Annotated in this window: 25 protein-coding genes and 1 tRNA gene; 13 read left to right on the top strand and 13 right to left on the bottom strand. The window is 57.4% G+C overall.

Translation table 11 applies throughout. The features are described from left to right. Positions 1–50 precede the first annotated feature (50 nt). Positions 51–371, bottom strand: coding sequence for a DUF1654 domain-containing protein (locus tag QLG10_RS03125; RefSeq protein ID WP_282485479.1), 321 nt, complete (start codon positions 369–371; stop codon positions 51–53). A gap of 475 nt (positions 372–846) precedes the next feature. Between QLG10_RS03125 and QLG10_RS03120 the strand changes: the two genes are divergently transcribed. From QLG10_RS03120 to QLG10_RS03095, 6 genes are all read left to right on the top strand, one after another. Further along, positions 847–1,230, top strand: coding sequence for a helix-turn-helix transcriptional regulator (locus tag QLG10_RS03120; protein ID WP_282485478.1), 384 nt, complete (start codon positions 847–849; stop codon positions 1,228–1,230). A 14-nt stretch (positions 1,231–1,244) separates the two neighbouring features. Next, complete coding sequence (locus QLG10_RS03115) at positions 1,245–1,406, top strand: hypothetical protein (RefSeq protein ID WP_282485477.1); 162 nt, start codon at positions 1,245–1,247, stop codon at positions 1,404–1,406. A gap of 105 nt (positions 1,407–1,511) precedes the next feature. Beyond that, on the top strand, positions 1,512–2,186 hold the full coding sequence (locus QLG10_RS03110) for a polysaccharide lyase family 7 protein (RefSeq protein ID WP_282485476.1): 675 nt from the start codon (positions 1,512–1,514) through the stop codon (positions 2,184–2,186). Between the two features lie 314 nt (positions 2,187–2,500). Further along, positions 2,501–2,782 (top strand): hypothetical protein, encoded by a 282-nt coding sequence (locus QLG10_RS03105; RefSeq protein WP_282485475.1) that lies wholly within the window; start codon positions 2,501–2,503, stop codon positions 2,780–2,782. After that, the gene (locus tag QLG10_RS03100) at positions 2,779–3,093 is read left to right on the top strand and encodes a hypothetical protein (RefSeq protein WP_282485474.1); all 315 of its coding nucleotides are present in this window, start codon (positions 2,779–2,781) and stop codon (positions 3,091–3,093) included. The genes QLG10_RS03105 and QLG10_RS03100 overlap by 4 nt, the downstream gene beginning before the upstream one ends. Before the next feature lie 81 nt (positions 3,094–3,174). Then, complete coding sequence (locus QLG10_RS03095) at positions 3,175–3,483, top strand: hypothetical protein (protein ID WP_282485473.1); 309 nt, start codon at positions 3,175–3,177, stop codon at positions 3,481–3,483. 9 nt (positions 3,484–3,492) lie between these two features. On the opposite strand, the gene QLG10_RS03090 is transcribed toward QLG10_RS03095, so the two are convergent. Continuing rightward, positions 3,493–4,245, bottom strand: a complete 753-nt coding sequence (locus QLG10_RS03090; RefSeq protein WP_282485472.1) for a DUF4145 domain-containing protein — start codon at positions 4,243–4,245, stop codon at positions 3,493–3,495. A gap of 98 nt (positions 4,246–4,343) precedes the next feature. Between QLG10_RS03090 and QLG10_RS03085 the strand changes: the two genes are divergently transcribed. Then, a complete protein-coding gene (locus QLG10_RS03085; RefSeq protein WP_282485471.1) occupies positions 4,344–5,213 on the top strand; it encodes a hypothetical protein in 870 nt (289 codons plus the stop codon). A gap of 46 nt (positions 5,214–5,259) precedes the next feature. On the opposite strand, the gene QLG10_RS03080 is transcribed toward QLG10_RS03085, so the two are convergent. After that, on the bottom strand, positions 5,260–5,421 hold the full coding sequence (locus QLG10_RS03080; protein ID WP_282485470.1) for a hypothetical protein: 162 nt from the start codon (positions 5,419–5,421) through the stop codon (positions 5,260–5,262). 85 nt (positions 5,422–5,506) lie between these two features. Here QLG10_RS03080 and QLG10_RS03075 point away from each other — a divergent pair, with 85 nt between their 5' ends. From QLG10_RS03075 to QLG10_RS03065, 3 genes are all read left to right on the top strand, one after another. Continuing rightward, positions 5,507–7,312, top strand: coding sequence for a DNA cytosine methyltransferase (locus QLG10_RS03075; protein ID WP_282485469.1), 1,806 nt, complete (start codon positions 5,507–5,509; stop codon positions 7,310–7,312). Between the two features lie 273 nt (positions 7,313–7,585). Then, positions 7,586–8,020 (top strand): hypothetical protein, encoded by a 435-nt coding sequence (locus QLG10_RS03070; protein WP_282485468.1) that lies wholly within the window; start codon positions 7,586–7,588, stop codon positions 8,018–8,020. Positions 8,021–8,022: 2 nt separating this feature from the next. Continuing rightward, positions 8,023–8,319 carry a hypothetical protein gene (locus QLG10_RS03065; RefSeq protein ID WP_282485467.1) on the top strand — a complete coding sequence of 99 codons (297 nt, stop codon included), beginning with the start codon at positions 8,023–8,025 and terminating at the stop codon, positions 8,317–8,319. Between the two features lie 95 nt (positions 8,320–8,414). Here QLG10_RS03065 and QLG10_RS03060 read toward each other — a convergent pair whose 3' ends face one another. Continuing rightward, positions 8,415–8,717 carry a hypothetical protein gene (locus QLG10_RS03060; protein WP_349016949.1) on the bottom strand — a complete coding sequence of 101 codons (303 nt, stop codon included), beginning with the start codon at positions 8,715–8,717 and terminating at the stop codon, positions 8,415–8,417. Positions 8,718–8,789: 72 nt separating this feature from the next. Here QLG10_RS03060 and QLG10_RS03055 point away from each other — a divergent pair, with 72 nt between their 5' ends. From QLG10_RS03055 to QLG10_RS03045, 3 genes are all read left to right on the top strand, one after another. Continuing rightward, on the top strand, positions 8,790–9,116 hold the full coding sequence (locus QLG10_RS03055) for a hypothetical protein (RefSeq protein ID WP_282485466.1): 327 nt from the start codon (positions 8,790–8,792) through the stop codon (positions 9,114–9,116). 224 nt (positions 9,117–9,340) lie between these two features. Further along, positions 9,341–9,760 carry a hypothetical protein gene (locus QLG10_RS03050; RefSeq protein WP_282485465.1) on the top strand — a complete coding sequence of 140 codons (420 nt, stop codon included), beginning with the start codon at positions 9,341–9,343 and terminating at the stop codon, positions 9,758–9,760. Then, complete coding sequence (locus tag QLG10_RS03045) at positions 9,646–10,809, top strand: tyrosine-type recombinase/integrase (protein ID WP_282485617.1); 1,164 nt, start codon at positions 9,646–9,648, stop codon at positions 10,807–10,809. The genes QLG10_RS03050 and QLG10_RS03045 overlap by 115 nt, the downstream gene beginning before the upstream one ends. A gap of 78 nt (positions 10,810–10,887) precedes the next feature. Here QLG10_RS03045 and QLG10_RS03040 read toward each other — a convergent pair. The 9 genes from QLG10_RS03040 to thrS form a co-directional block, all read right to left on the bottom strand. Continuing rightward, positions 10,888–10,964, bottom strand: a tRNA-Pro gene (locus QLG10_RS03040). An 89-nt stretch (positions 10,965–11,053) separates the two neighbouring features. After that, on the bottom strand, positions 11,054–11,410 hold the full coding sequence (locus QLG10_RS03035; protein ID WP_003179985.1) for a MerR family transcriptional regulator: 357 nt from the start codon (positions 11,408–11,410) through the stop codon (positions 11,054–11,056). Next, on the bottom strand, positions 11,391–11,693 hold the full coding sequence (gene ihfA, locus QLG10_RS03030) for an integration host factor subunit alpha (protein ID WP_002553164.1): 303 nt from the start codon (positions 11,691–11,693) through the stop codon (positions 11,391–11,393). The genes QLG10_RS03035 and ihfA overlap by 20 nt, the downstream gene beginning before the upstream one ends. A gap of 3 nt (positions 11,694–11,696) precedes the next feature. Beyond that, the gene (gene pheT / locus QLG10_RS03025) at positions 11,697–14,078 is read right to left on the bottom strand and encodes a phenylalanine--tRNA ligase subunit beta (RefSeq protein ID WP_282485464.1); all 2,382 of its coding nucleotides are present in this window, start codon (positions 14,076–14,078) and stop codon (positions 11,697–11,699) included. A gap of 26 nt (positions 14,079–14,104) precedes the next feature. After that, on the bottom strand, positions 14,105–15,121 hold the full coding sequence (pheS, locus tag QLG10_RS03020) for a phenylalanine--tRNA ligase subunit alpha (protein WP_020799067.1): 1,017 nt from the start codon (positions 15,119–15,121) through the stop codon (positions 14,105–14,107). A 109-nt stretch (positions 15,122–15,230) separates the two neighbouring features. Then, positions 15,231–15,587, bottom strand: coding sequence for a 50S ribosomal protein L20 (gene rplT / locus QLG10_RS03015; protein WP_007905879.1), 357 nt, complete (start codon positions 15,585–15,587; stop codon positions 15,231–15,233). 28 nt (positions 15,588–15,615) lie between these two features. Beyond that, the gene (gene rpmI / locus QLG10_RS03010; RefSeq protein ID WP_002553160.1) at positions 15,616–15,810 is read right to left on the bottom strand and encodes a 50S ribosomal protein L35; all 195 of its coding nucleotides are present in this window, start codon (positions 15,808–15,810) and stop codon (positions 15,616–15,618) included. A 60-nt stretch (positions 15,811–15,870) separates the two neighbouring features. Then, positions 15,871–16,422, bottom strand: a complete 552-nt coding sequence (gene infC / locus QLG10_RS03005) for a translation initiation factor IF-3 (protein ID WP_172435703.1) — start codon at positions 16,420–16,422, stop codon at positions 15,871–15,873. Then, positions 16,422–18,344: a threonine--tRNA ligase gene (gene thrS / locus QLG10_RS03000; protein ID WP_282485463.1), complete on the bottom strand. Its 1,923-nt coding sequence runs from the start codon at positions 18,342–18,344 to the stop codon at positions 16,422–16,424. Before thrS ends, infC begins: the two co-directional genes overlap by 1 nt. Positions 18,345–18,384 lie beyond the last annotated feature (40 nt).

The following is an 18,384-nucleotide window of genomic DNA, read 5'->3' as shown; positions in this document are numbered from 1 at the left end:
CGATCTTTATAAGTCAAAGCCCGCTTCTTCAGCGGGCTTTTTTGTGCTCGTCAGAAAGGCGCTGGCTCTTCCACCGCATCGAATTCTTCATGAGCTTCTACGCGCGGATCTTCATCCGCCGGAGCTTCCCACCGCAGCGTAACCGACTCGTCCTCATCGTTGAACGTCATCTCAATACCGTCAACATCGGTGAGCGCATCCATCACCTCATCCCATTCTCTATCCCCATCGGTATCTAGCCGATGAATCGTCGCCCACTTCCGATCCTGCGCTATTGGGTGGTTGATCATGTTTGAGACTCTGAGAGTCAGGCGCTCCACTCCAGACATCGGCTTCGACTCTTGCGGTTTTTTCTTCTGCGGGCTTGCCATCAGCTACTCCTTTATTACTGTATGTATGTACAGCCTTTCAGAATATTAGCTTGATGCTAATCCACGCGTAAAGACCGAGGGTGAATTCCTGCCTGCAACTCCTCCAAAACTGAATTTTTCACCCAAAGCTAAATTATTTAGCTTCCACCTATTGACTGATCTTTAGCTCGTGGCTAAATTTACTTCAACGCCACCGAACAGGCGCCAGAGCAGAAACAGCTCGCCGCTCTTTAACAGTCAGCGCAACAAATACAACAGACCGCATTGCCTCTACCGGCGACCGGCGAGCAGACAGGCCCGAAAGCCTGCCCACGACAGGAACACCCTGGACGGTTGCTCGATGGCGAAACGCCTTAACCGTGTGAATGACCCGGCAAGCAATGCGCCCCGCCCCTCCGGCGGCAATAGGACGGAAAGTTTCACTGATGCACCTGGTTGACCGGGTGCATTGGGAAAACAACCGGGAGTCAAAACGATGGAAACAGAAATCGTAAATGGCACATGGAAGGGTCACCTCGGTCGTGGCCTGGCACCGCGAGAGCTTCAGTTTCTTCTCTGGGTTGCCCTTGGGCTCACCGCAAAGGAAATCGCACGGGAGGTAGGCATCTCGCCGGCCACCGTAGCGAAGCGCCTCACCAACGCAATGTTCAAGCTCGGCGTTACCCGCCGCGCCGCACTGGTGGCCGAAGCGATGCGCCGCCAAATCATTTCCCCGATGTGCTTTGTTCTGGCAGCGCTGATCGCCATGCACGCAATGCTCGATGGCGACTCAATGCGCCGTGATCGTCGAGTCCCTGAGCGCCGAATCGCCCAGGTCCGGACGGTAAAGCGCGCTGAAGCCTACGACCACCACGCATAACCCTGGAGAACTCCATGAAGCACACATTTGCTGTCGATCTGCTCGACAGCTGCGCCACCAACTACGAACGCAACGCCGCCATCCAGGAGAAGGAAGGCCGGTATGAGGACGCGGCCAACAGCCGGAAGGTCGCCTCGGACTACCGGCTGGCAATCGAATCGCTCCAGGCTGAATAAGCATCACTTCTGCCCATTCACTGAGTGGGCAGCGGGATGTAGGCCTACATCAAGCGAAGGGCTCAACAGAGCACAGGTGACATCAAATGAAATAAGGAATCGACAATGACTGTAGATATCAGCAGTTTCATCATCGCCACCCCGCTTCCAATTTCCGACACAAACCCTATCTCCCTGGACTTGATCGGCTGGCGAGCGTTGATCGAATGCCCAAGCGTCATCTCGATGCTTCCCGACGGATCGCTGCAGATGACAGCGCCAACTTTGGGCGCTTCCAGTAAAAGCGTCCATCGGACTCGGTGTGAATGGAAAGAGCCTGGCTATTGGCTGTTTGCCAGTGCCGCAGACCATTGGTGCCGTCAAGAAATGCGGCTGACGAAGGTCAATTCGTTGCAGAAGGTGGTGATCGGCCAAATTCATGTGCAGGGCTCTGAACGCCCACCGGTAAAGGTGTTCTGGAACAAAGGCAAAATCACCATGGGGTTCCGGTCGAGCTACCTGCAAGACGATCCGGTCAACTCGACGGTGTTGGAAAACGTGCCGCTCGGCGCACTCTTCAAGATCAACATTCACGCGAACTCAAGCGGTGCTGTATCGGTATCTGCCAGCTGCAACGGCGCCAAATCCACCTCCGCAATCATGCGCCTCGACAACACCTGGGACACGAAAACTCTCGCCTTCCACGGCGGCGTGTACAACCAGATCGACTACTCCGAATCAACCGATCCTGAGGACGGTTCGATTTGCGTGATCACTGACCTATCCATCACTCACGGGTAAGACCCGGAGCCACGTCAGCCTGCTGATACCTGCTAGATGCGGATGATTCTGCACTGCGCAATGCGGCCCCCTGCATCCGGCGGAACCGGAATCCAATTGCACCTAACCGGAATAGTTTTTCCACTTCACTCCTACAGAGGGTGACCGCCATGAAATAGACCATCACTCGTAATCACTGCATCTGCGAAAGGCCCGAACGTCCACGGGCCTTTCTTTTGCCCGCCTTTATCCGTCAGCACTCTCCCCTGCGCCCAACGGCAACCAGCAGGCGGCCGAGTGCTGACGAATACACGCAACCCACCGAGGAACCAGCCATGCAATCACTCCTGCAGCAGCGCTTCGCCGGTCTTCAGGCCCTGCGCCTTCGCTCAGTTATCGCGACGTCCGAATTCTATTCAATGATCGGCCGGGAGCTGCCCGTGCAACAGATTCGCTACCAGGTCGTCTCCAAGGGCAAGGCATATCACATCATTGAGCTCGCCACTCGTAAGGTGAAGGGCTTCCGCTGGACTTGGAAGGAAGCCGTGAACTTCGCCCAGCAACTGGAAGCGCGCGCCGACGGCATCAAGGTCTCACTTTCAGGGGACCGCAAATGATCGGCGCACCAATGCCCAACCCGCGGGACTCGATCATTGCGAACCTGAACCAGCAGTTGGATCAGTTCTTCGGAGCAGGCCGCACGGTGCAGGAGATTGCTGCCGGCGTAACTGGTGAGAAGGAGGCCATGTTTGGCACCTCTCACAGCAACAAGCTGCGGATCGAGCGCAACAAGCAGGCGCCGCGCCTGAAGGAGCTCGCCGCCACAGGCAAGACGGTGATCCAGGCCGCCAAGGAAATGGGCATGGAAACAAAGCGCGCCAGGCTGATCGCCCGTGAGAACGACATCAAGTTCGCGGGGCCGCCGTGAGACGCATCAGCAACCAGGTGCGCCAGCGCCGACGACAGACATGGCTGGTTCTACCAGCCCACGGAATTGAAGAGGCAGGCCATGGCCAAGAGCAACGCGGATATTCAGCGGGACAAGCGCGCCAAGGAGAAAGCCCTGCTCGACAAGATCGGCGCCGAGAAGCGATCGCTGATTGTGTCGAAGGCATTGGATGATGCCCTTAATGTCTTGGGAGAGCGCCACGGCTTCGAGGAATGGCAGGAGACGGTGTCAACTTTCCTGATCAACCTGGCTTCAGCGTCAGCCGAAGAATCTGCTCGCTTCGTCAATCTGTCGCGACCTAAATTCGTTGCTAACGAAAAGCAGTCGCGACAGCTAAAGCGGTTTGCGAAGACTGGCGTTGAGACTTGAGTGTTTTGCCTAAAGAACATCCGGCTCTACAGGGAGCTGCCCATTGGGTAAGGCAGGGGGCAGGGAAAAGGGATTTTTGGGCCTTTCAATGAATGTCAGTTTCACCCTTTCTGGCATAACATAAGTGCCCGTGAGTATGTACTCTACAATTTCCAAGGCTAACAATAACTGGTCTCTAGAATGCGCTTCGGCTTCGTGAGCTGCTTTGTTTCCGAGCAATCTAATTTTATGCAGTGCAGCAGCGCCCTCTTTGGTTACGAGCGATTTTTTGTGCAGATCATCAATCTGTTGATATAAATTATCCCCTGCGGCCTTAACTTCCTTACATACGGCATCCAAAATAGCCCTGATGCCTATACCTCCGATGATGGACAGGTCATTCTCAACAGCTGTTTTCGCCTCCTGATACAGTTGGGCAATTCTATAAGGGATGAGATTTCGATCTATACCCTTCAATCCAGTCGAACGACCTGGATAAAATTTTACTGTCTCGTAGGGATACCTTCCATCTACGTCGTATTCATAATCTTCAGAGTTTGAAGCAATAGTCCTGAACGAAACTAGCTCGCATCCTACACACTGAATGATCTGACTTGTCTCAGTCCAGTAATAATGATTTCGGGAGTCGCTTTCGTCTGAGCCAGACTCAACGTAGGACGCGATGACCTTGTGATTTGTTTCACGACAACATTGCCTACATTCAATTTTATGTAGCAATTCGTCGGGATTTTCCAACTTGTATTCTTGGCTACGTTCGCCCACTGCCCTACTCCTCTACGGTTTCATGCCGTTTAGCACACAAATACCCCACTTCAACGAATCACGCCAGCCGGCGAGGCAATCGGCTGTCTGGAGCAGTTATGAATCCCTATCTGATCACGGGGCCGGCCCAGATCGGCATCAGTGGTGGCCGCACCAGCGCCCACATGGTCTACAAAATTCTCGAAGCGCATGGCGGCGCCCTACCGGAAGACGTGCACCTGTTCTTCCAGAACACCGGCAAGGAGCGTGAGGAGACGCTGGTCTTCATTGACCAGATCGCCAAGCGATGGAACGTGAACATCGTTTGGATGGAATGGTGCAGAGTGTACGGGCAACCGGACGACGCACCCTGGTACAAGCTGGTGGACTTCGAAACAGCCGGTCGCAACGGCGAGCCATTCACCATGATGCTCGAGTATTACGCTGCGTACCGGAAGGCAGAGAAGAGCCTGCCACCGGTGTTGCCGAACTTCTCGAACAACATGTGCACCGCGTACCTGAAGGTGAAGATCGGCGAGAAGCACATGCGCGCCCTTGGCTACACCGAATGGGATTGTGTCGTCGGCATTCGCTACGACGAGCCGAAACGATATCACCGCATGATGGCCGCCAATGATCGCGGCGGCACCCGCTGGGACAACCGCTGCCCCTCCTATACGGCCGGGGTAACTAAGGAGGATGTCGGTGAGTTCTGGGCCGCTCAGCCGTTCGACCTGGGCATGAATTCGGACTTCGGCAACTGCGACCTGTGCTGGAAGAAGAACGAAGGCAAGCTGATCAAGACCATCATGGAAGACCCGTCGAGGGTGCTCTGGTGGTCCGGAACGGAAGAGCGTTTTGGCCAGGTGTTCCGACAGGATCGGGCTGATTACAAAACAATGGGTTGGTCTGCAGAGCAACGATCCCGACAGACTGACTTCGATTTCGAATATCTCGCCGAAGACATCGACTGCTTCTGTGGGGATTGAACACAGCCCACCCGCAGCAAGCGAATGGGCTGTGGCTTGTTCAGAATCAATTATCCGATACGAGCTTCTTTACTTCATCTTTCGGGTATACGGCCTGAACAGTGTTATCCGGTCCGTGAACCACGTACTGATCACCTTGCTCCACGACTTTAACGGCCTTGTCGTAGATGTGGGTGTTGCCTTCGGTATCTTCAATCGCTACAGCCATTTTACTTCTCCTCAGCTGGCTCCATGCCAGCGCCGAGCATTCATACCCCAATTTTACAAATCACGCCAGCCGGCGAGGATCCCTCATGTCCGCACAACAGAAATTGCCCCAGTTCATCAACCGTCAGCCAAGCATGGGCCTGCCATTCGAAAAGGAACTGGTGGTGGACCTGTTCGCCGGTGGCGGCGGTGCCAGCACCGGGATAGCCAGGGCATACCGGGAGCCGGATGTCGCGGTAAACCACAACCCTATCGCCCTGGCTGTTCACCGCGCCAACCACCCGCAGACGGCGCACTATGTCGCTGACGTATTCGAGGTGGATCCGGTCCATGCCACCGGCGGCCAGCCGGTTGGCATTCTCTGGGCCTCGCCGGATTGCCGGCATCACAGCAAGGCCAAGGGCGGTGCACCGCGAGACCGCGGTGTTCGTGGGCTTGCCTGGGTAGTGGTTCGCTGGGCGCATGCCACCCGGCCGCGCCTGATGTTCCTGGAGAACGTCGAAGAGTTCTGCGACTGGGGCCCGATCGACGAAGACGGCCAACCGATCAAGGCCGAGCGTGGCCGGACCTTCAAGGCATTCATCGCCGCGCTCAGCACCGGGCTCGCCGCCGATCACCCGGACATGCCAGAGATCCTGCAATCAATCGGCGAATACGTGCCTGCGGAAAGCCTGGTGCGCGGCCTTGGTTACAACGTCGAATGGCGCGAGCGCATCGCGGCCAACGCTGGCACCCCGACCATCCGTAAGCGCCTGTATCTGGTGGCCCGCAGCGACGGCAAGCCGATAGTCTGGCCAGCGCCGAGGCGCCACAAATTGCCAACGGCGAAGCAGCAGCCTTGGCGCACCGCCGCTGAATGCATCGACTGGAGCAACCTGGGCCGTACGATCTTTCGTGACAAGCCGATGGCCGTGAACACTATGCGGCGTGTGGCCAAGGGCTGCTGGCGGCACGTGCTGACCAGCGCGAAGCCGTTCATTGTCCCAATGCGCGGCACATCTGAAGCGCACACCAGCACCCACGGCGTCGACGAAGCACTGTCGACCATCAGCGCCGGCGGCACGCATCACGCACTGGTGCAGCCGGTAGCGGCACCGTTCCTCACCGAGTGCGCCAACGGTTCAGCGCAGCGCAACTTCAACGTACAGGAGCCGTTGCGAACTCAAGTGGCGCAGGTAAAGGGTGGTCACTTCGCGATGGCGGCGGCGAACATGGTGACATTGCGAAAGGGCTCGATCGGCGCCGACGTCGCCGGCCCGCTTGGCGTGGTTGCCACCAGCACCGGACATCACGCGGTTTCGGCTGCATTCTTCGAGCAAGCAAACGGCGGGTTCTACGATGGCGACGGCCGCGCCGCCGACGCGCCGCTTTCCACTATTTGCCAATCCGGCGCTAATCAGCGCCTGGCCAACGCATACCTGGTGAAGTATTACGGCAACGAGAAGGACGGCATATCGCTCACCGAGCCGATGCACACTCTGCCAACAAAGGACAGGGTGGCACTGGTCGAGGTGGTGCAGGTACCGGACACGCTAACGCCAGAACAGTTGGAAGGTGCCCGCCGTTGCGCCGCCTTCATGCATGAGCATCTGCCGGAGCACTTCAAAGAACCGGCAGAAATGGTAATGGTCGGCGGTTATGTGCTGGTCGACATCACCCTGCGCATGCTGCAGCCGCCTGAGCTGAAGGCAGCCCAGGGCTTCGACAAAGGCTACATCATCGATCGCGGGTTGTTCGTCGACCCGGTCACCGGTGCCGAAGAATGGCGCGAAATAAACAAGACGGACCAGGTCCGTTTGATCGGCAACAGTGTGTGCCCGGATGAGGCCGAGGCCTTGGTAAGCGCCAACGCTTCCGACATCATTGAGCTCTACCAGAGGCTCGCGGCCTGACTCACGCAAACCACAACTGCCAGGGCATCGTATTGAGCCATTCGATGAATCGTCCAAAAAGGGTCACTACTTGGTCGACCAGGAGTTGTAACAGCAGCTCTTCGAGAAGTCGAAACATCAGCGTTTAAAGCCTATCAACGAGCCGGCATATCCGGCGACCGCTGATGTTACTGCGTCCAAAAAAATCAAAAGGCGATTTACGTAATTAGTTGTGGCAGCAGCTCCCTTTCCCATCTCCCCACCGCCCGGGCATGACCCGGCATAGGACGCCCCATGCCCACAGAAAACAAGCCAGCCGAGCCCAGCTTTGACCTGAATACTTCAGAAGGCGGCCGCGGATTCATCGCCAATCTGTTTGTGACAGTGCTAAGGCGGCACGACTTCACGACCTACATCAAAGAGCGATTGGCCGCCGACTTCGCTTGCACGCTTTCCAAATTCATTGCCTGTGCCCAAGCCCGCGAGGCGGAGCTTCAGCTGCGCATGAACGCAGCGGATCAGCGGATTGATGAGCTGGAGCGTGCGCTGGGCGGCATGCTCTTCGCGTTCGATGACGGTATAGGCCGGGAGTGGTCTGCCGATCTGCTGGACTTTGCGCGCAAACAGGCGACGGCCGTTGAGTTCAATCCGGAGGCGGGCGAACGCTATCACGGCATTCCTGGAACATCCTTCCAGCGACTTAACATGCTGGCCAACCAAGGCGAATGACCATGACCCACAAATGCTACCGGCGCGACCCGGACGTAAAAGCCGTCACCGACATTGTGACGGACGAGCAGATGCAGAACTCATTCCTCGGCACCAACTTCGGTCACGACGACTTCCGCGGCCTGCTGGCCCAAGGCTGCATCAAGGCGCTGGCCGGCTGGCACCAGGGTCATACGCTGACGACCATTCTGGATGAGCTTCGCCTGATCAGCTGGAACAAACAGACCAGCAAAATCAAGGTCACCGCCAAAGGCCGCCACTACATTTGGCTCGCGTTCAAAGGACGCCCGGGCGTTTGAATCTCGATAGGACTAAATCTGTACTCCATCCCAATTTGCAGTAACTCCCTCCCCCTTCAAAGTCAGCCGCTATAGCGGGGGGCAGAATGAGCAGCTCAGATAGCAGGCGGGGGATTAGCGGCATCGGCTACGAGTGGGACATTCATAAAGGCGTCCCAGCACTGATAGGCGTCGTGCTGCCTCTTGGTGGCAATTTCCCATTCAGGTCCCGAAACACACTTGGATGACACAAGCATCATCATTCCCATGGTTGCGGCGTCGAGTTCTAACAAAAGTTCGTGTGATTTCATCCTGAAGTCGTCGATAGATGCCATGTCCGTGCCCTGGGCGGAACACACCGCCATCGAATAACAGTTGTCACTCAAGCGGTTGAGTGCGACGTGGGGGAGATAGTTCATGCCCATTCAACCGTAGCTACCACCCCCCTCTTTCCCTTAAAAGTCAGCCGCTATAGCGGCAAGGACGAAGTCATGCCCGAAGAAATCAAATTGATCCAGCCAGCACCGGTCGCGCGCGATGAAATGGGTTCGTTTCAGCACCCAGGTATGCCCGACTTCGACGAGGGCGACGGTGACAAGTGCAAAGCATGGATTGCCGAACAGCGCCTGATGGTGGCGATGGTAAGCCTTGAGTATGCCGACGAAGCCGTTGCCGATCGCTACTTCGAATCCGGCGACCCTGACTACAGCTACTGGGACCCAGACAAGCCAGAGGGCGAAGGCTGGTTCTGCCTGGCGATCCACGACACCGACGATGGCCCGGTCTGCTGGTGGGCACGCCGCGAGGTGACACCATGATCCTGCTCGCAGCGCCAGCCCTCGCATGGTTCGCCTACGTGTACTGCTACAACGGGCCGCGGTGATGGAGGGGGTCCACCCCGCCAGCTACCTTCAGGGGAGAAAGCGTGTGCGCAACTGGCGAGGTGAACCAATAAACCTTAGATCACCCTCCCGGCCTGCCTAACACCCCTCGTCTGATTCCCATCTCCACCTTCAGCCGCCATGCGCGGCATGGAGCACTTATGTCTGCAGAACTGTCGCAGGTGCCTTCCCGGCCCCGACGCGAAAGCATCCTCCCCCGCTTCATCCGAGCCGGCGCCGCGCCCATCTACCTTGGCATGTGCCGCGCCGAATTCGACAAAACCGTGCGCCCATATGTCAGCGAGTTCCCGATCGGTGAGCGCGGTGTCGGCTTCGACCGGCAGGAGCTCGATGACTGGGCGACGGCGTATGTCGAGGCCAAAGCGATTGATAAAAAACGCGCCCCGGAGCAACAATTGCCCCGCAGCGAGCGCCTGAAAGGAGATAAATCATGGCGCGAAAATCGATCACAGGCCTCTCCGAGCGGAAAGGCATCTGGCATATCGACAAGAAAATCAACGGAGAACGACTTTACGAAAGCACTGGAACTGGTGACCGGGAAGAAGCTGAACGCTACCTGATCTTCAGGCTGGAGCAGATCCGCCAGCAAAAGGTGTACGGCGTAAAGAAGGTCAGGATCTGGCGGGAGGCGGCGACCCGCTTCCTGCTGGAATTCAAGGACCAGCCTTCAATCAAGTTATCGGCACACCACCTTTCTCAACTGGACCCGTTCATTGGCGACATACCGCTCACCCACATTGATGATGAAGCCCTGGCGCCGTTCATCAAAGACAGGTTGGCGACCAAGAAGTTGGCGGATGGCAAGGTAAAGAAGGGTGTGAGCAACAGAACGGTGAACATCTCGATCGAGCGTGTGGTTCGGGTTTTGTCGTTGTGTGCCAGGAAGTGGCGAGACGATGAGCGAAGGCCGTGGCTGGATAGCGTGCCAATGCTCACGAAGCTGGAAGAGAAAAAATCGAGCCGCAAGCCCTACCCGATGTCATGGCAGGAGCAGTCGATTCTATTTGCGGAGTTGCCAGCCCACCTGCAAACCATGGCGTTGTTCAAGGTGAACACCGGCACGCGGGAGCAGGAAGTCTGCAAGCTGCGATGGGATTGGGAGATTGCGGTACCGGAGCTCGGGACCAGCGTATTCCTGATCCCGGCTGATTTCGGTGGCAGACACGAACGGTCCGGGGTGAAAAACGGTGATGAGCGACTGGTCGTGCTCAACAGCGTAGCCAGGTCAATCATCGAGCAGCAGCGTGGCCTGAGCAAGGAGTGGGTTTTCCCTTACAACGGTACTGCGATGCACCGGATGAACGACTCGGCCTGGAAGAAGGCGCGGGTAAGAGCGGCGAAACTCTGGCAGGAGGAAAACCTTCGCCCCGCTCACCCAGGTTATGCATCCATTAGGATTCACGACCTCAAACACACATTTGGCCGTCGGCTACGCGCAGCAGGCGTCACCGAGGAAGACCGAAAGGCACTTCTAGGCCACAAGAACGGCAGCATCACCAGTCACTACTCAGGCGCTGAACTCGAGCATCTGGTTGAAGCTGCAAACATGGTATCAGCAACCGATTCGCGTGGACCGGTCCTGACAATCTTGAAGAGGAAACAGGCGTGAGAAATCGGGAAGTCACGCAAAAGTCACGCACATGAAAAAGCCCAACTCGCGAAAGTTGGGCTAAGTCATTGAAAAATATGGTCGGGACGGAGTGATTCGAACACTCGACCCCTAGCACCCCATGCTAGTGCGCTACCGGACTGCGCTACGCCCCGACTAGGCGTGTTACCTGTTCCTCATCTCGAGGAACGCTCAAGAATATATCGCAAGCTTTTGAAAACTGGAAGTATTTAAAAGCATAAATTTATTTCTTGAGCACAACCAGCACGTCTTCGAGCTCGGCAATCATCTGCCGGATCATCTGTTTGTACTGGGTGGTGTCATCTTTGGCTTCATCGCCGGACAGGCGCAAGCGTGCCCCGCCGATGGTGAAACCCTGATCGTACAGCAGCGCGCGGATCTGCCGGATCATCAGCACGTCCTGGCGCTGATAATACCGGCGGTTTCCGCGGCGTTTGACGGGGTTGAGTTGAGGAAACTCCTGCTCCCAGTAGCGCAGCACGTGTGGTTTTACCGCACACAGCTCGCTGACTTCACCAATGGTGAAGTAGCGTTTGCCTGGGATGACGGGAAGTTCGTCGTTATGACTTGGTTCCAGCATAAGCCTCAACTCGGGCCTTCAACTTCTGCCCTGGACGAAAGGTGACCACACGGCGAGCCGTGATCGGGATTTCTTCCCCCGTTTTCGGGTTGCGGCCAGGCCGCTGGCGTTTGTCCCGAAGGTCGAAATTGCCGAAACCGGACAATTTGACCTGCTCGTTGTCTTCAAGAGCGTGCCTGATTTCCTCGAAAAACAGCTCTACCAATTCCTTGGCTTCCCGCTTGTTCAGGCCCAGCTCTTCATACAGACGTTCCGCCATCTCAGCTTTCGTCAAAGCCCCCATACGTCACTTCCTTAACGTGGCGTCCAACCTTTGTTCGAGCGAGGTGAGGATGTTTTGCGTCGTAGAATTCACCTCATCGTCATTAAGAGTGCGCGATGGATGCTGCCAGGTCAAGCCAACTGCGAGGCTTTTTCTATCAGGATCAATGCCTTTACCCTGATACACGTCAAATAGCCTGAGGTCTGTCAGCCATTCGCCTGCATTTTCACGGATTACGTCGAGTACTGCCGCGGCAGCGACGTCTTTGTGCGCAATCAGTGCAAGGTCACGACGCACTTCAGGAAAGCGCGACAACTCTTGGAATTTAGGCATTTTGCCCGAGGCCACTTCCGCCAGGACCAGCTCGAAAACGAAGACTGGACGATCCAGGCCCAAGGTTTTCGACAGCTCTGGATGGATGGCGCCAACAAAACCGACCAGGCGACCTTCGCGCTCGATGCGCGCGGTTTGACCCGGGTGCAGCGCAGGGTGTTTGCCCGGCACGAAACTGAAGGCATCCAGAGCACCGGCAAAGCCCAACACCGCTTCCACGTCAGCCTTGACGTCGAAGAAGTCGACCGTATCGCGACCCTGCGCCCAACCTTCCGGCAGACGGCTGCCGCACACGACGCCGGCGAGCATCGGCTCTTGCTTGAGCCCTTCGAGCTGACCGACGAAACGCAGGCCGCTTTCGAACAGACGAACGCGATCCTGCTGGCGGTTCAGGTTGTGCGACAGCGCCTTGACCAGGCCGGGCCACAAGGACGAGCGCATGGCGGCCATGTCGTTCGAGATCGGGTTGGCCAGCAGCAGCGGCTCGACACCTGGATTGAACAGCTCGAACTGTTTCGGATCGATGAAGCTGTAGGTAATCGCTTCCTGGTAACCACGGGCGACCAGCAGACGGCGCAGTTCAGGCAGGTCACTACGGGCTTCGGCCTTAGCTTGCGGTGCCAGGCGCGCTTGCGGGTAACGAACCGGCAGGCGGTTGTAGCCGTACAGGCGAGCCAGTTCTTCGATCAGGTCGACTTCCAGGCTGATATCGAAACGATGGCTTGGCACTTCTACGCGCCACTGCCCTGCCCCATCGGCAGTAACGGTCAGGCCCAAGGCGTTGAGCAGACGCTCGACTTCGGCCGCATCCATTTCCATGCCCAGCATCTGGGTGATGCGCTGGGCACGCAGGGTGACCGGGGCAATCTTCGGCAGGTGCTGTTCGCTGACGGTCTCGATGATCGGGCCGGCTTCGCCACCGGTGATTTCCAGCAGCAGGCCAGTGGCGCGCTCCATGGCTTCACGGGCCAGTTGCCAGTCCACACCGCGCTCGTAGCGGTGCGATGCGTCGGTGTGCAGGCCATAGGAACGGGCCTTGCCAGCGACAGCGATCTGATCGAAGAACGCGCTTTCCAGGAAGATATCGCGAGTGGTCGCGGTGTTCACGCCACTGTGCTCGCCGCCCATGACGCCGGCGATTGCCAGGGCACGGGTATGGTCGGCGATCACCAGCGTATCGCTACGCAGGCTGACTTCCTGGCCGTCGAGCAGAACCAGTTTCTCGCCTTCCTCGGCCATGCGCACGCGGATGCCGCCATTGATTTCGGCGAGATCGAAGGCGTGCAGCGGTTGACCCAGCTCCAGCATCACGTAGTTGGTGATATCGACGGCGGCGTCGATGCTGCGCACGTCGGCACGGCGCAGGCGCTCGACCATCCACAGCGGAGTTGCCTTGGACAGGTCGACGTTACGGATCACGCGACCCAGGTAACGCGGGCAGGCGGCAGGGGCCAGCACTTCCACCGAACGCACTTCATCGTGCACAGCCGCGACAGTGGCGACTACCGGACGAGTGACCGGCGTGGCATACAGCGCGCCGACTTCGCGGGCCAGGCCGGCCAGGGACAGGCAGTCACCACGGTTCGGCGTCAGGTCGACTTCGATGCTGGCGTCGTCCAGGCCCAGGTACTCACGAATGTCCTGGCCTACCGGCGCATCGGCCGGCAGTTCCATCAGGCCGTCGTTGCCCTCGCCCACTTGCAGCTCGGCTTGGGAGCACAGCATGCCGTTGGATTCGACGCCACGCAGCTTGGCTTTCTTGATCTTGAAGTCGCCTGGCAGTTCGGCACCGAGGGTGGCGAACGGGATCTTCAGGCCCGGGCGCACGTTTGGCGCGCCGCAAACCACCTGGAAGGTCTCCGAGCCATTGCTGACCTGACAAACGCGCAGCTTGTCGGCGTCCGGGTGCTGCTCGGTGCTCAGCACCTCGCCAACGATCACACCGGTGAATTCGCCGGCGGCCGGCGTCACGCTATCGACTTCAAGACCGGCCATCGACAGACGGGCAACCAGCTCGTCGCGACTTACCTGCGGGCTTACCCAGCCACGCAGCCATTGTTCACTGAATTTCATCCTGCTCTCCTAAGAATTCGTTACGACTAGCGAAATTGCGCGAGGAACCGCAAGTCGTTGTCGAAGAACAGACGCAAGTCGTTCACGCCGTAACGCAGCATGGCCAGACGCTCGACGCCCATGCCGAAGGCGAAGCCCGAAAACTCTTCCGGGTCGATCCCGGACATGCGCAGCACGTTCGGGTGAACCATGCCGCAGCCCATCACTTCCAGCCAGCCGGTCTGCTTGCAGACGCGGCAGCCTTTGCCGCTGCACATCACGCATTCCATGTCGACTTCGGCCGACGGCTCGGTGAACGGGAAGTAGGAAGGACGGAAACGCACGGCCAGTTCTTTCTCGAAGAACACCCGCAGGAATTCTTCGATGGTGCCTTTGAGGTCGGCGAAATTGATGTCGCGATCGACCAGCAGGCCTTCGACCTGGTGGAACATCGGCGAGTGGGTGATATCCGAGTCGCTACGGTACACACGGCCTGGGCAGACGATGCGGATCGGTGGCTGTTTCGACTCCATGGTGCGGACCTGTACCGGGGAGGTATGGGTGCGCAGCAACATGTTGGCATTGAAATAGAAGGTGTCATGCATCGACCGGGCCGGGTGATGGCCAGGGATGTTGAGCGCTTCGAAGTTGTGGTAGTCGTCTTCGACCTCAGGGCCCTCGGCAATGCCGTAGCCGATATGGGTGAAGAACTGTTCGATACGTTCCAGAGTGCGAGTAACCGGATGCAGACCACCCGAGGCCTGGCCACGGCCAGGCAGGGTCACGTCAATGGACTCGGCAGACAGTTTGGCGGCCATGTCGGCCTCTTCAAACAGTGCCTTGCGGGCATTGAGGACCTCTGTGACACGCTCCTTGGCAACGTTGATCAGGGCGCCGACTTGCGGACGCTCTTCTGCCGGCAAATTCCCCAGGGTCTTCATCACCTGAGTCAACTCGCCCTTCTTGCCAAGGTAGTGAACCCGGATTTGCTCCAGGGCATTGATATCTTCAGCGCTTTGCACAGCCTCTAGTGCTTGAGAGACGAGCGCATCCAGGTTTTCCATGTACAGACTCCAGATACAAAATAGGGGAAGAGCTTGAAGGCTCTTCCCCTATTTATGACGTTTAACACCTGACCCCACAGAGGTGAGGCCCGGTGACTGTCGGGGGTACTTAAGCCAAGGTGGCTTTAGCTTTCTCGACAATCGCAGCAAACGCCGCTTTTTCGTTCACTGCCAGATCAGCCAGAACCTTACGGTCGATCTCGATGGACGCTTTTTTCAGGCCGGCGATGAAACGGCTGTAGGACAGACCGTTGATACGAGCACCAGCGTTGATACGAGCGATCCACAGAGCGCGGAACTGACGTTTTTTCTGACGACGGTCACGGTAGGCGTATTGGCCTGCCTTGATTACCGCTTGCTTGGCAACACGGAATACGCGGGAGCGTGCGCCGTAGTAGCCTTTAGCAAGTTTCAGAATTTTTTTGTGACGCTTACGGGCAATGACGCCACGCTTTACACGAGCCATGAGTTACTTCCTCTATTCTTGACTAAAATTAACGAAGGCGCAGCATGCGCTCGACTTTTGCCACGTCAGACGGATGCAGCAAGCTGCTACCGCGCAGTTGACGCTTACGCTTGGTCGACATTTTGGTCAGGATGTGGCTCTTGAAAGCGTGCTTGTGCTTGATACCGTTAGCAGTTTTCAGAAACCGCTTAGCAGCACCACTTTTGGTCTTCATTTTTGGCATGTTCGGATACTCCGCATTCAGTTGATAAACATAATCAGAAGGCCTGCCGTGCCCTGTTGATTACTTCTTCTTTTTCGGGGCGATGACCATGATCAGCTGGCGTCCTTCCATCTTAGGATGCTGTTCGACCGAACCGTACTCCAGCAAGTCACCTTCAACTCGCTTGAGCAGTTCCATCCCCAGCTCCTGGTGGGCCATCTCACGGCCGCGGAATCGCAAGGATACCTTGGCCCTGTCCCCATCACTCAGGAAACGTACCAGGTTGCGCAGTTTTACCTGGTAATCCCCTTCCTCCGTCCCTGGACGAAACTTGATTTCTTTAACCTGGATCTGCTTCTGGTTTTTCTTGGCCGCAGCAATCTGCTTCTTCTTCTCGAAGATCGATTTGCCGTAGTCCATCAGTTTGCAAACAGGTGGTACTGCATCGGCGGAAATCTCCACCAGATCCAGCTTGGCCTCTTCAGCCTTAAGAAGCGCGTCTTCAATTGACACAATCCCGAGCTGTTCACCTTCAGCCCCAATTAACCGAACCTCGCGTGCCGAGATATTCTCGTTGATCGGGGCTTTCGGTGCAGTTCGTTTATCTTGTCTCATTTCACGCTTAATAATAATTACTCCGAATCTTGGCGACCACGCCGGGAAACCGCTTGCGCGAGGAACTCAGCGAACTGGGCGACGGGCATAGAGCCCAGGTCAGCACCTTCACGAGTACGCACAGCGACAGTCTGCATCTCGACTTCCCGATCTCCGATAACCAAGAGATAGGGAACCTTGAGCAAGGTATGCTCGCGGATTTTAAAGCCGATCTTTTCATTTCTCAAGTCAGACTTGGCACGAAACCCGCTTTCGTTGAGAGTTTTTTCCACTTCAGCAGCAAAATCTGCCTGCTTATCAGTGATATTCATGATCACTGCCTGGGTCGGAGCCAGCCACGCAGGGAATGCACCCTCGTAGTGCTCGATCAGGATTCCAACGAAACGTTCGAAGGAGCCCAGGATCGCCCGATGCAACATCACCGGATGCTTGCGGCTGTTGTCTTCGGAGACGAATTCGGCACCCAGACGCACAGGCAGGTTAAAATCGAGCTGCAGAGTACCACACTGCCAGACACGGCCAAGGCAATCTTTTAGCGAGAATTCGATCTTCGGACCGTAGAACGCTCCCTCACCCGGCTGCAGATCATACGGCAGGCCAGCACTATCAAGGGCTGCAGCCAAGGCCGCTTCGGCGCGATCCCACAGCTCGTCGGAACCCACGCGTTTTTCCGGACGAGTGGACAGCTTCATCTCGACATCTTTAAAGCCGAAATCGGCGTAGACGTCCATGGTCAGCTTGATGAACGCAGCGGATTCAGCCTGCATCTGCTCTTCGGTGCAGAAGATGTGGGCGTCGTCCTGGGTGAATGCGCGCACACGCATGATGCCGTGCAGCGCACCCGATGGCTCGTTACGGTGGCAGGCACCGAACTCGGCCAGGCGCATCGGCAGCTCGCGGTAGCTTTTCAGGCCCTGGTTGAACACTTGCACGTGGCAAGGGCAGTTCATTGGCTTGATGGCGTAGTCGCGGTTTTCCGACTGGGTGGTGAACATGTTGTCGGCGTAGTTGGCCCAGTGCCCGGATTTCTCCCACAGGCTGCGGTCAACGACCTGGGGCGTCTTGATCTCCAGGTAGCCGTTGTCGCGCTGCACCTTGCGCATGTACTGCTCGAGCACCTGGTACAGGGTCCAGCCGTTCGGGTGCCAGAACACCATGCCCGGCGACTCTTCCTGGGTGTGGAACAGGCCCAGGCGCTTGCCGATCTTGCGGTGATCGCGCTTTTCAGCTTCTTCGATGCGCTGGATGTAGGCTGCCAGCTGCTTCTTGTCGGCCCACGCGGTGCCGTAGACGCGCTGCAATTGCTCGTTCTTGGCATCGCCACGCCAGTAGGCGCCGGACAGCTTGGTCAGCTTGAACGATTTCAGGAAACGCGTGTTCGGCACGTGCGGACCGCGGCACATGTCGACGTATTCTTCGTGATAGTACAGGCCCATGGCCTGCTCGTTCGGCATGTCCTCGACCAGGCGCAGCTTGTAGTCCTCGCCGCGGGCCTTGAACACTTCGATCACTTCGGCGCGCGGAGTGACTTTCTTGATCACGTCGTAATCTTTTTCGATCAGCTGCTGCATGCGCTGTTCGATGGCGGCCAGGTCGTCCGGGGTGAAAGGACGCTCGAAGGCGATGTCGTAATAGAAGCCTTCGTCGATGACCGGACCAACGACCATCTTGGCCGTCGGGTACAGTTGCTTGACCGCATGACCGACCAGGTGGGCGCAAGAGTGGCGAATGATCTCCAGCCCCTCTTCATCCTTTGGCGTGATGATTTGCAGCGTGGCGTCGCTGCTGATGATGTCGCTGGCGTCGACCAGCTTGCCATCGACCTTGCCCGCTACCGTGGCCTTGGCCAGGCCGGCACCAATGGATGCGGCGACCTCGGCTACGGAAACCGGGTGATCGAATGAACGTTGACTGCCGTCGGGAAGAGTAATAGTTGGCATGGCGCCTCCTCTCCTAGTGGTGACCCCTACCAAAGGTCAC

The sequence above is a fragment of the Pseudomonas sp. V98_8 genome (genome assembly GCF_029967975.1).
GTDB lineage: Bacteria > Pseudomonadota > Gammaproteobacteria > Pseudomonadales > Pseudomonadaceae > Aquipseudomonas > Aquipseudomonas umsongensis.
The sequence above is the reverse complement of the archived record's forward strand: the minus strand, read 5'-3'. Positions and strand labels throughout refer to the sequence as shown.

What these genes read in the sequence shown, in the direction of transcription:
- QLG10_RS03085 (WP_282485471.1), top strand. Translation starts at nt 4,344, where the DNA reads ATGAATCCCTATCTGATCACGGGGCCGGCCCAGATCGGCATCAGTGGT.
- thrS (WP_282485463.1), bottom strand. Translation starts at nt 18,344, where the DNA reads ATGCCAACTATTACTCTTCCCGACGGCAGTCAACGTTCATTCGATCAC.
- pheS (WP_020799067.1), bottom strand. Translation starts at nt 15,121, where the DNA reads ATGGAAAACCTGGATGCGCTCGTCTCTCAAGCACTAGAGGCTGTGCAA.
- QLG10_RS03110 (WP_282485476.1), top strand. Translation starts at nt 1,512, where the DNA reads ATGACTGTAGATATCAGCAGTTTCATCATCGCCACCCCGCTTCCAATT.
- rplT (WP_007905879.1), bottom strand. Translation starts at nt 15,587, where the DNA reads ATGGCTCGTGTAAAGCGTGGCGTCATTGCCCGTAAGCGTCACAAAAAA.
- QLG10_RS03095 (WP_282485473.1), top strand. Translation starts at nt 3,175, where the DNA reads ATGGCCAAGAGCAACGCGGATATTCAGCGGGACAAGCGCGCCAAGGAG.
- QLG10_RS03035 (WP_003179985.1), bottom strand. Translation starts at nt 11,410, where the DNA reads ATGCTGGAACCAAGTCATAACGACGAACTTCCCGTCATCCCAGGCAAA.
- QLG10_RS03060 (WP_349016949.1), bottom strand. Translation starts at nt 8,717, where the DNA reads ATGAACTATCTCCCCCACGTCGCACTCAACCGCTTGAGTGACAACTGT.
- QLG10_RS03115 (WP_282485477.1), top strand. Translation starts at nt 1,245, where the DNA reads ATGAAGCACACATTTGCTGTCGATCTGCTCGACAGCTGCGCCACCAAC.
- QLG10_RS03105 (WP_282485475.1), top strand. Translation starts at nt 2,501, where the DNA reads ATGCAATCACTCCTGCAGCAGCGCTTCGCCGGTCTTCAGGCCCTGCGC.
- QLG10_RS03075 (WP_282485469.1), top strand. Translation starts at nt 5,507, where the DNA reads ATGTCCGCACAACAGAAATTGCCCCAGTTCATCAACCGTCAGCCAAGC.
- QLG10_RS03100 (WP_282485474.1), top strand. Translation starts at nt 2,779, where the DNA reads ATGATCGGCGCACCAATGCCCAACCCGCGGGACTCGATCATTGCGAAC.
- rpmI (WP_002553160.1), bottom strand. Translation starts at nt 15,810, where the DNA reads ATGCCAAAAATGAAGACCAAAAGTGGTGCTGCTAAGCGGTTTCTGAAA.
- QLG10_RS03080 (WP_282485470.1), bottom strand. Translation starts at nt 5,421, where the DNA reads ATGGCTGTAGCGATTGAAGATACCGAAGGCAACACCCACATCTACGAC.
- QLG10_RS03055 (WP_282485466.1), top strand. Translation starts at nt 8,790, where the DNA reads ATGCCCGAAGAAATCAAATTGATCCAGCCAGCACCGGTCGCGCGCGAT.
- ihfA (WP_002553164.1), bottom strand. Translation starts at nt 11,693, where the DNA reads ATGGGGGCTTTGACGAAAGCTGAGATGGCGGAACGTCTGTATGAAGAG.
- QLG10_RS03120 (WP_282485478.1), top strand. Translation starts at nt 847, where the DNA reads ATGGAAACAGAAATCGTAAATGGCACATGGAAGGGTCACCTCGGTCGT.
- QLG10_RS03050 (WP_282485465.1), top strand. Translation starts at nt 9,341, where the DNA reads ATGTCTGCAGAACTGTCGCAGGTGCCTTCCCGGCCCCGACGCGAAAGC.
- QLG10_RS03070 (WP_282485468.1), top strand. Translation starts at nt 7,586, where the DNA reads ATGCCCACAGAAAACAAGCCAGCCGAGCCCAGCTTTGACCTGAATACT.
- pheT (WP_282485464.1), bottom strand. Translation starts at nt 14,078, where the DNA reads ATGAAATTCAGTGAACAATGGCTGCGTGGCTGGGTAAGCCCGCAGGTA.
- QLG10_RS03065 (WP_282485467.1), top strand. Translation starts at nt 8,023, where the DNA reads ATGACCCACAAATGCTACCGGCGCGACCCGGACGTAAAAGCCGTCACC.
- QLG10_RS03125 (WP_282485479.1), bottom strand. Translation starts at nt 371, where the DNA reads ATGGCAAGCCCGCAGAAGAAAAAACCGCAAGAGTCGAAGCCGATGTCT.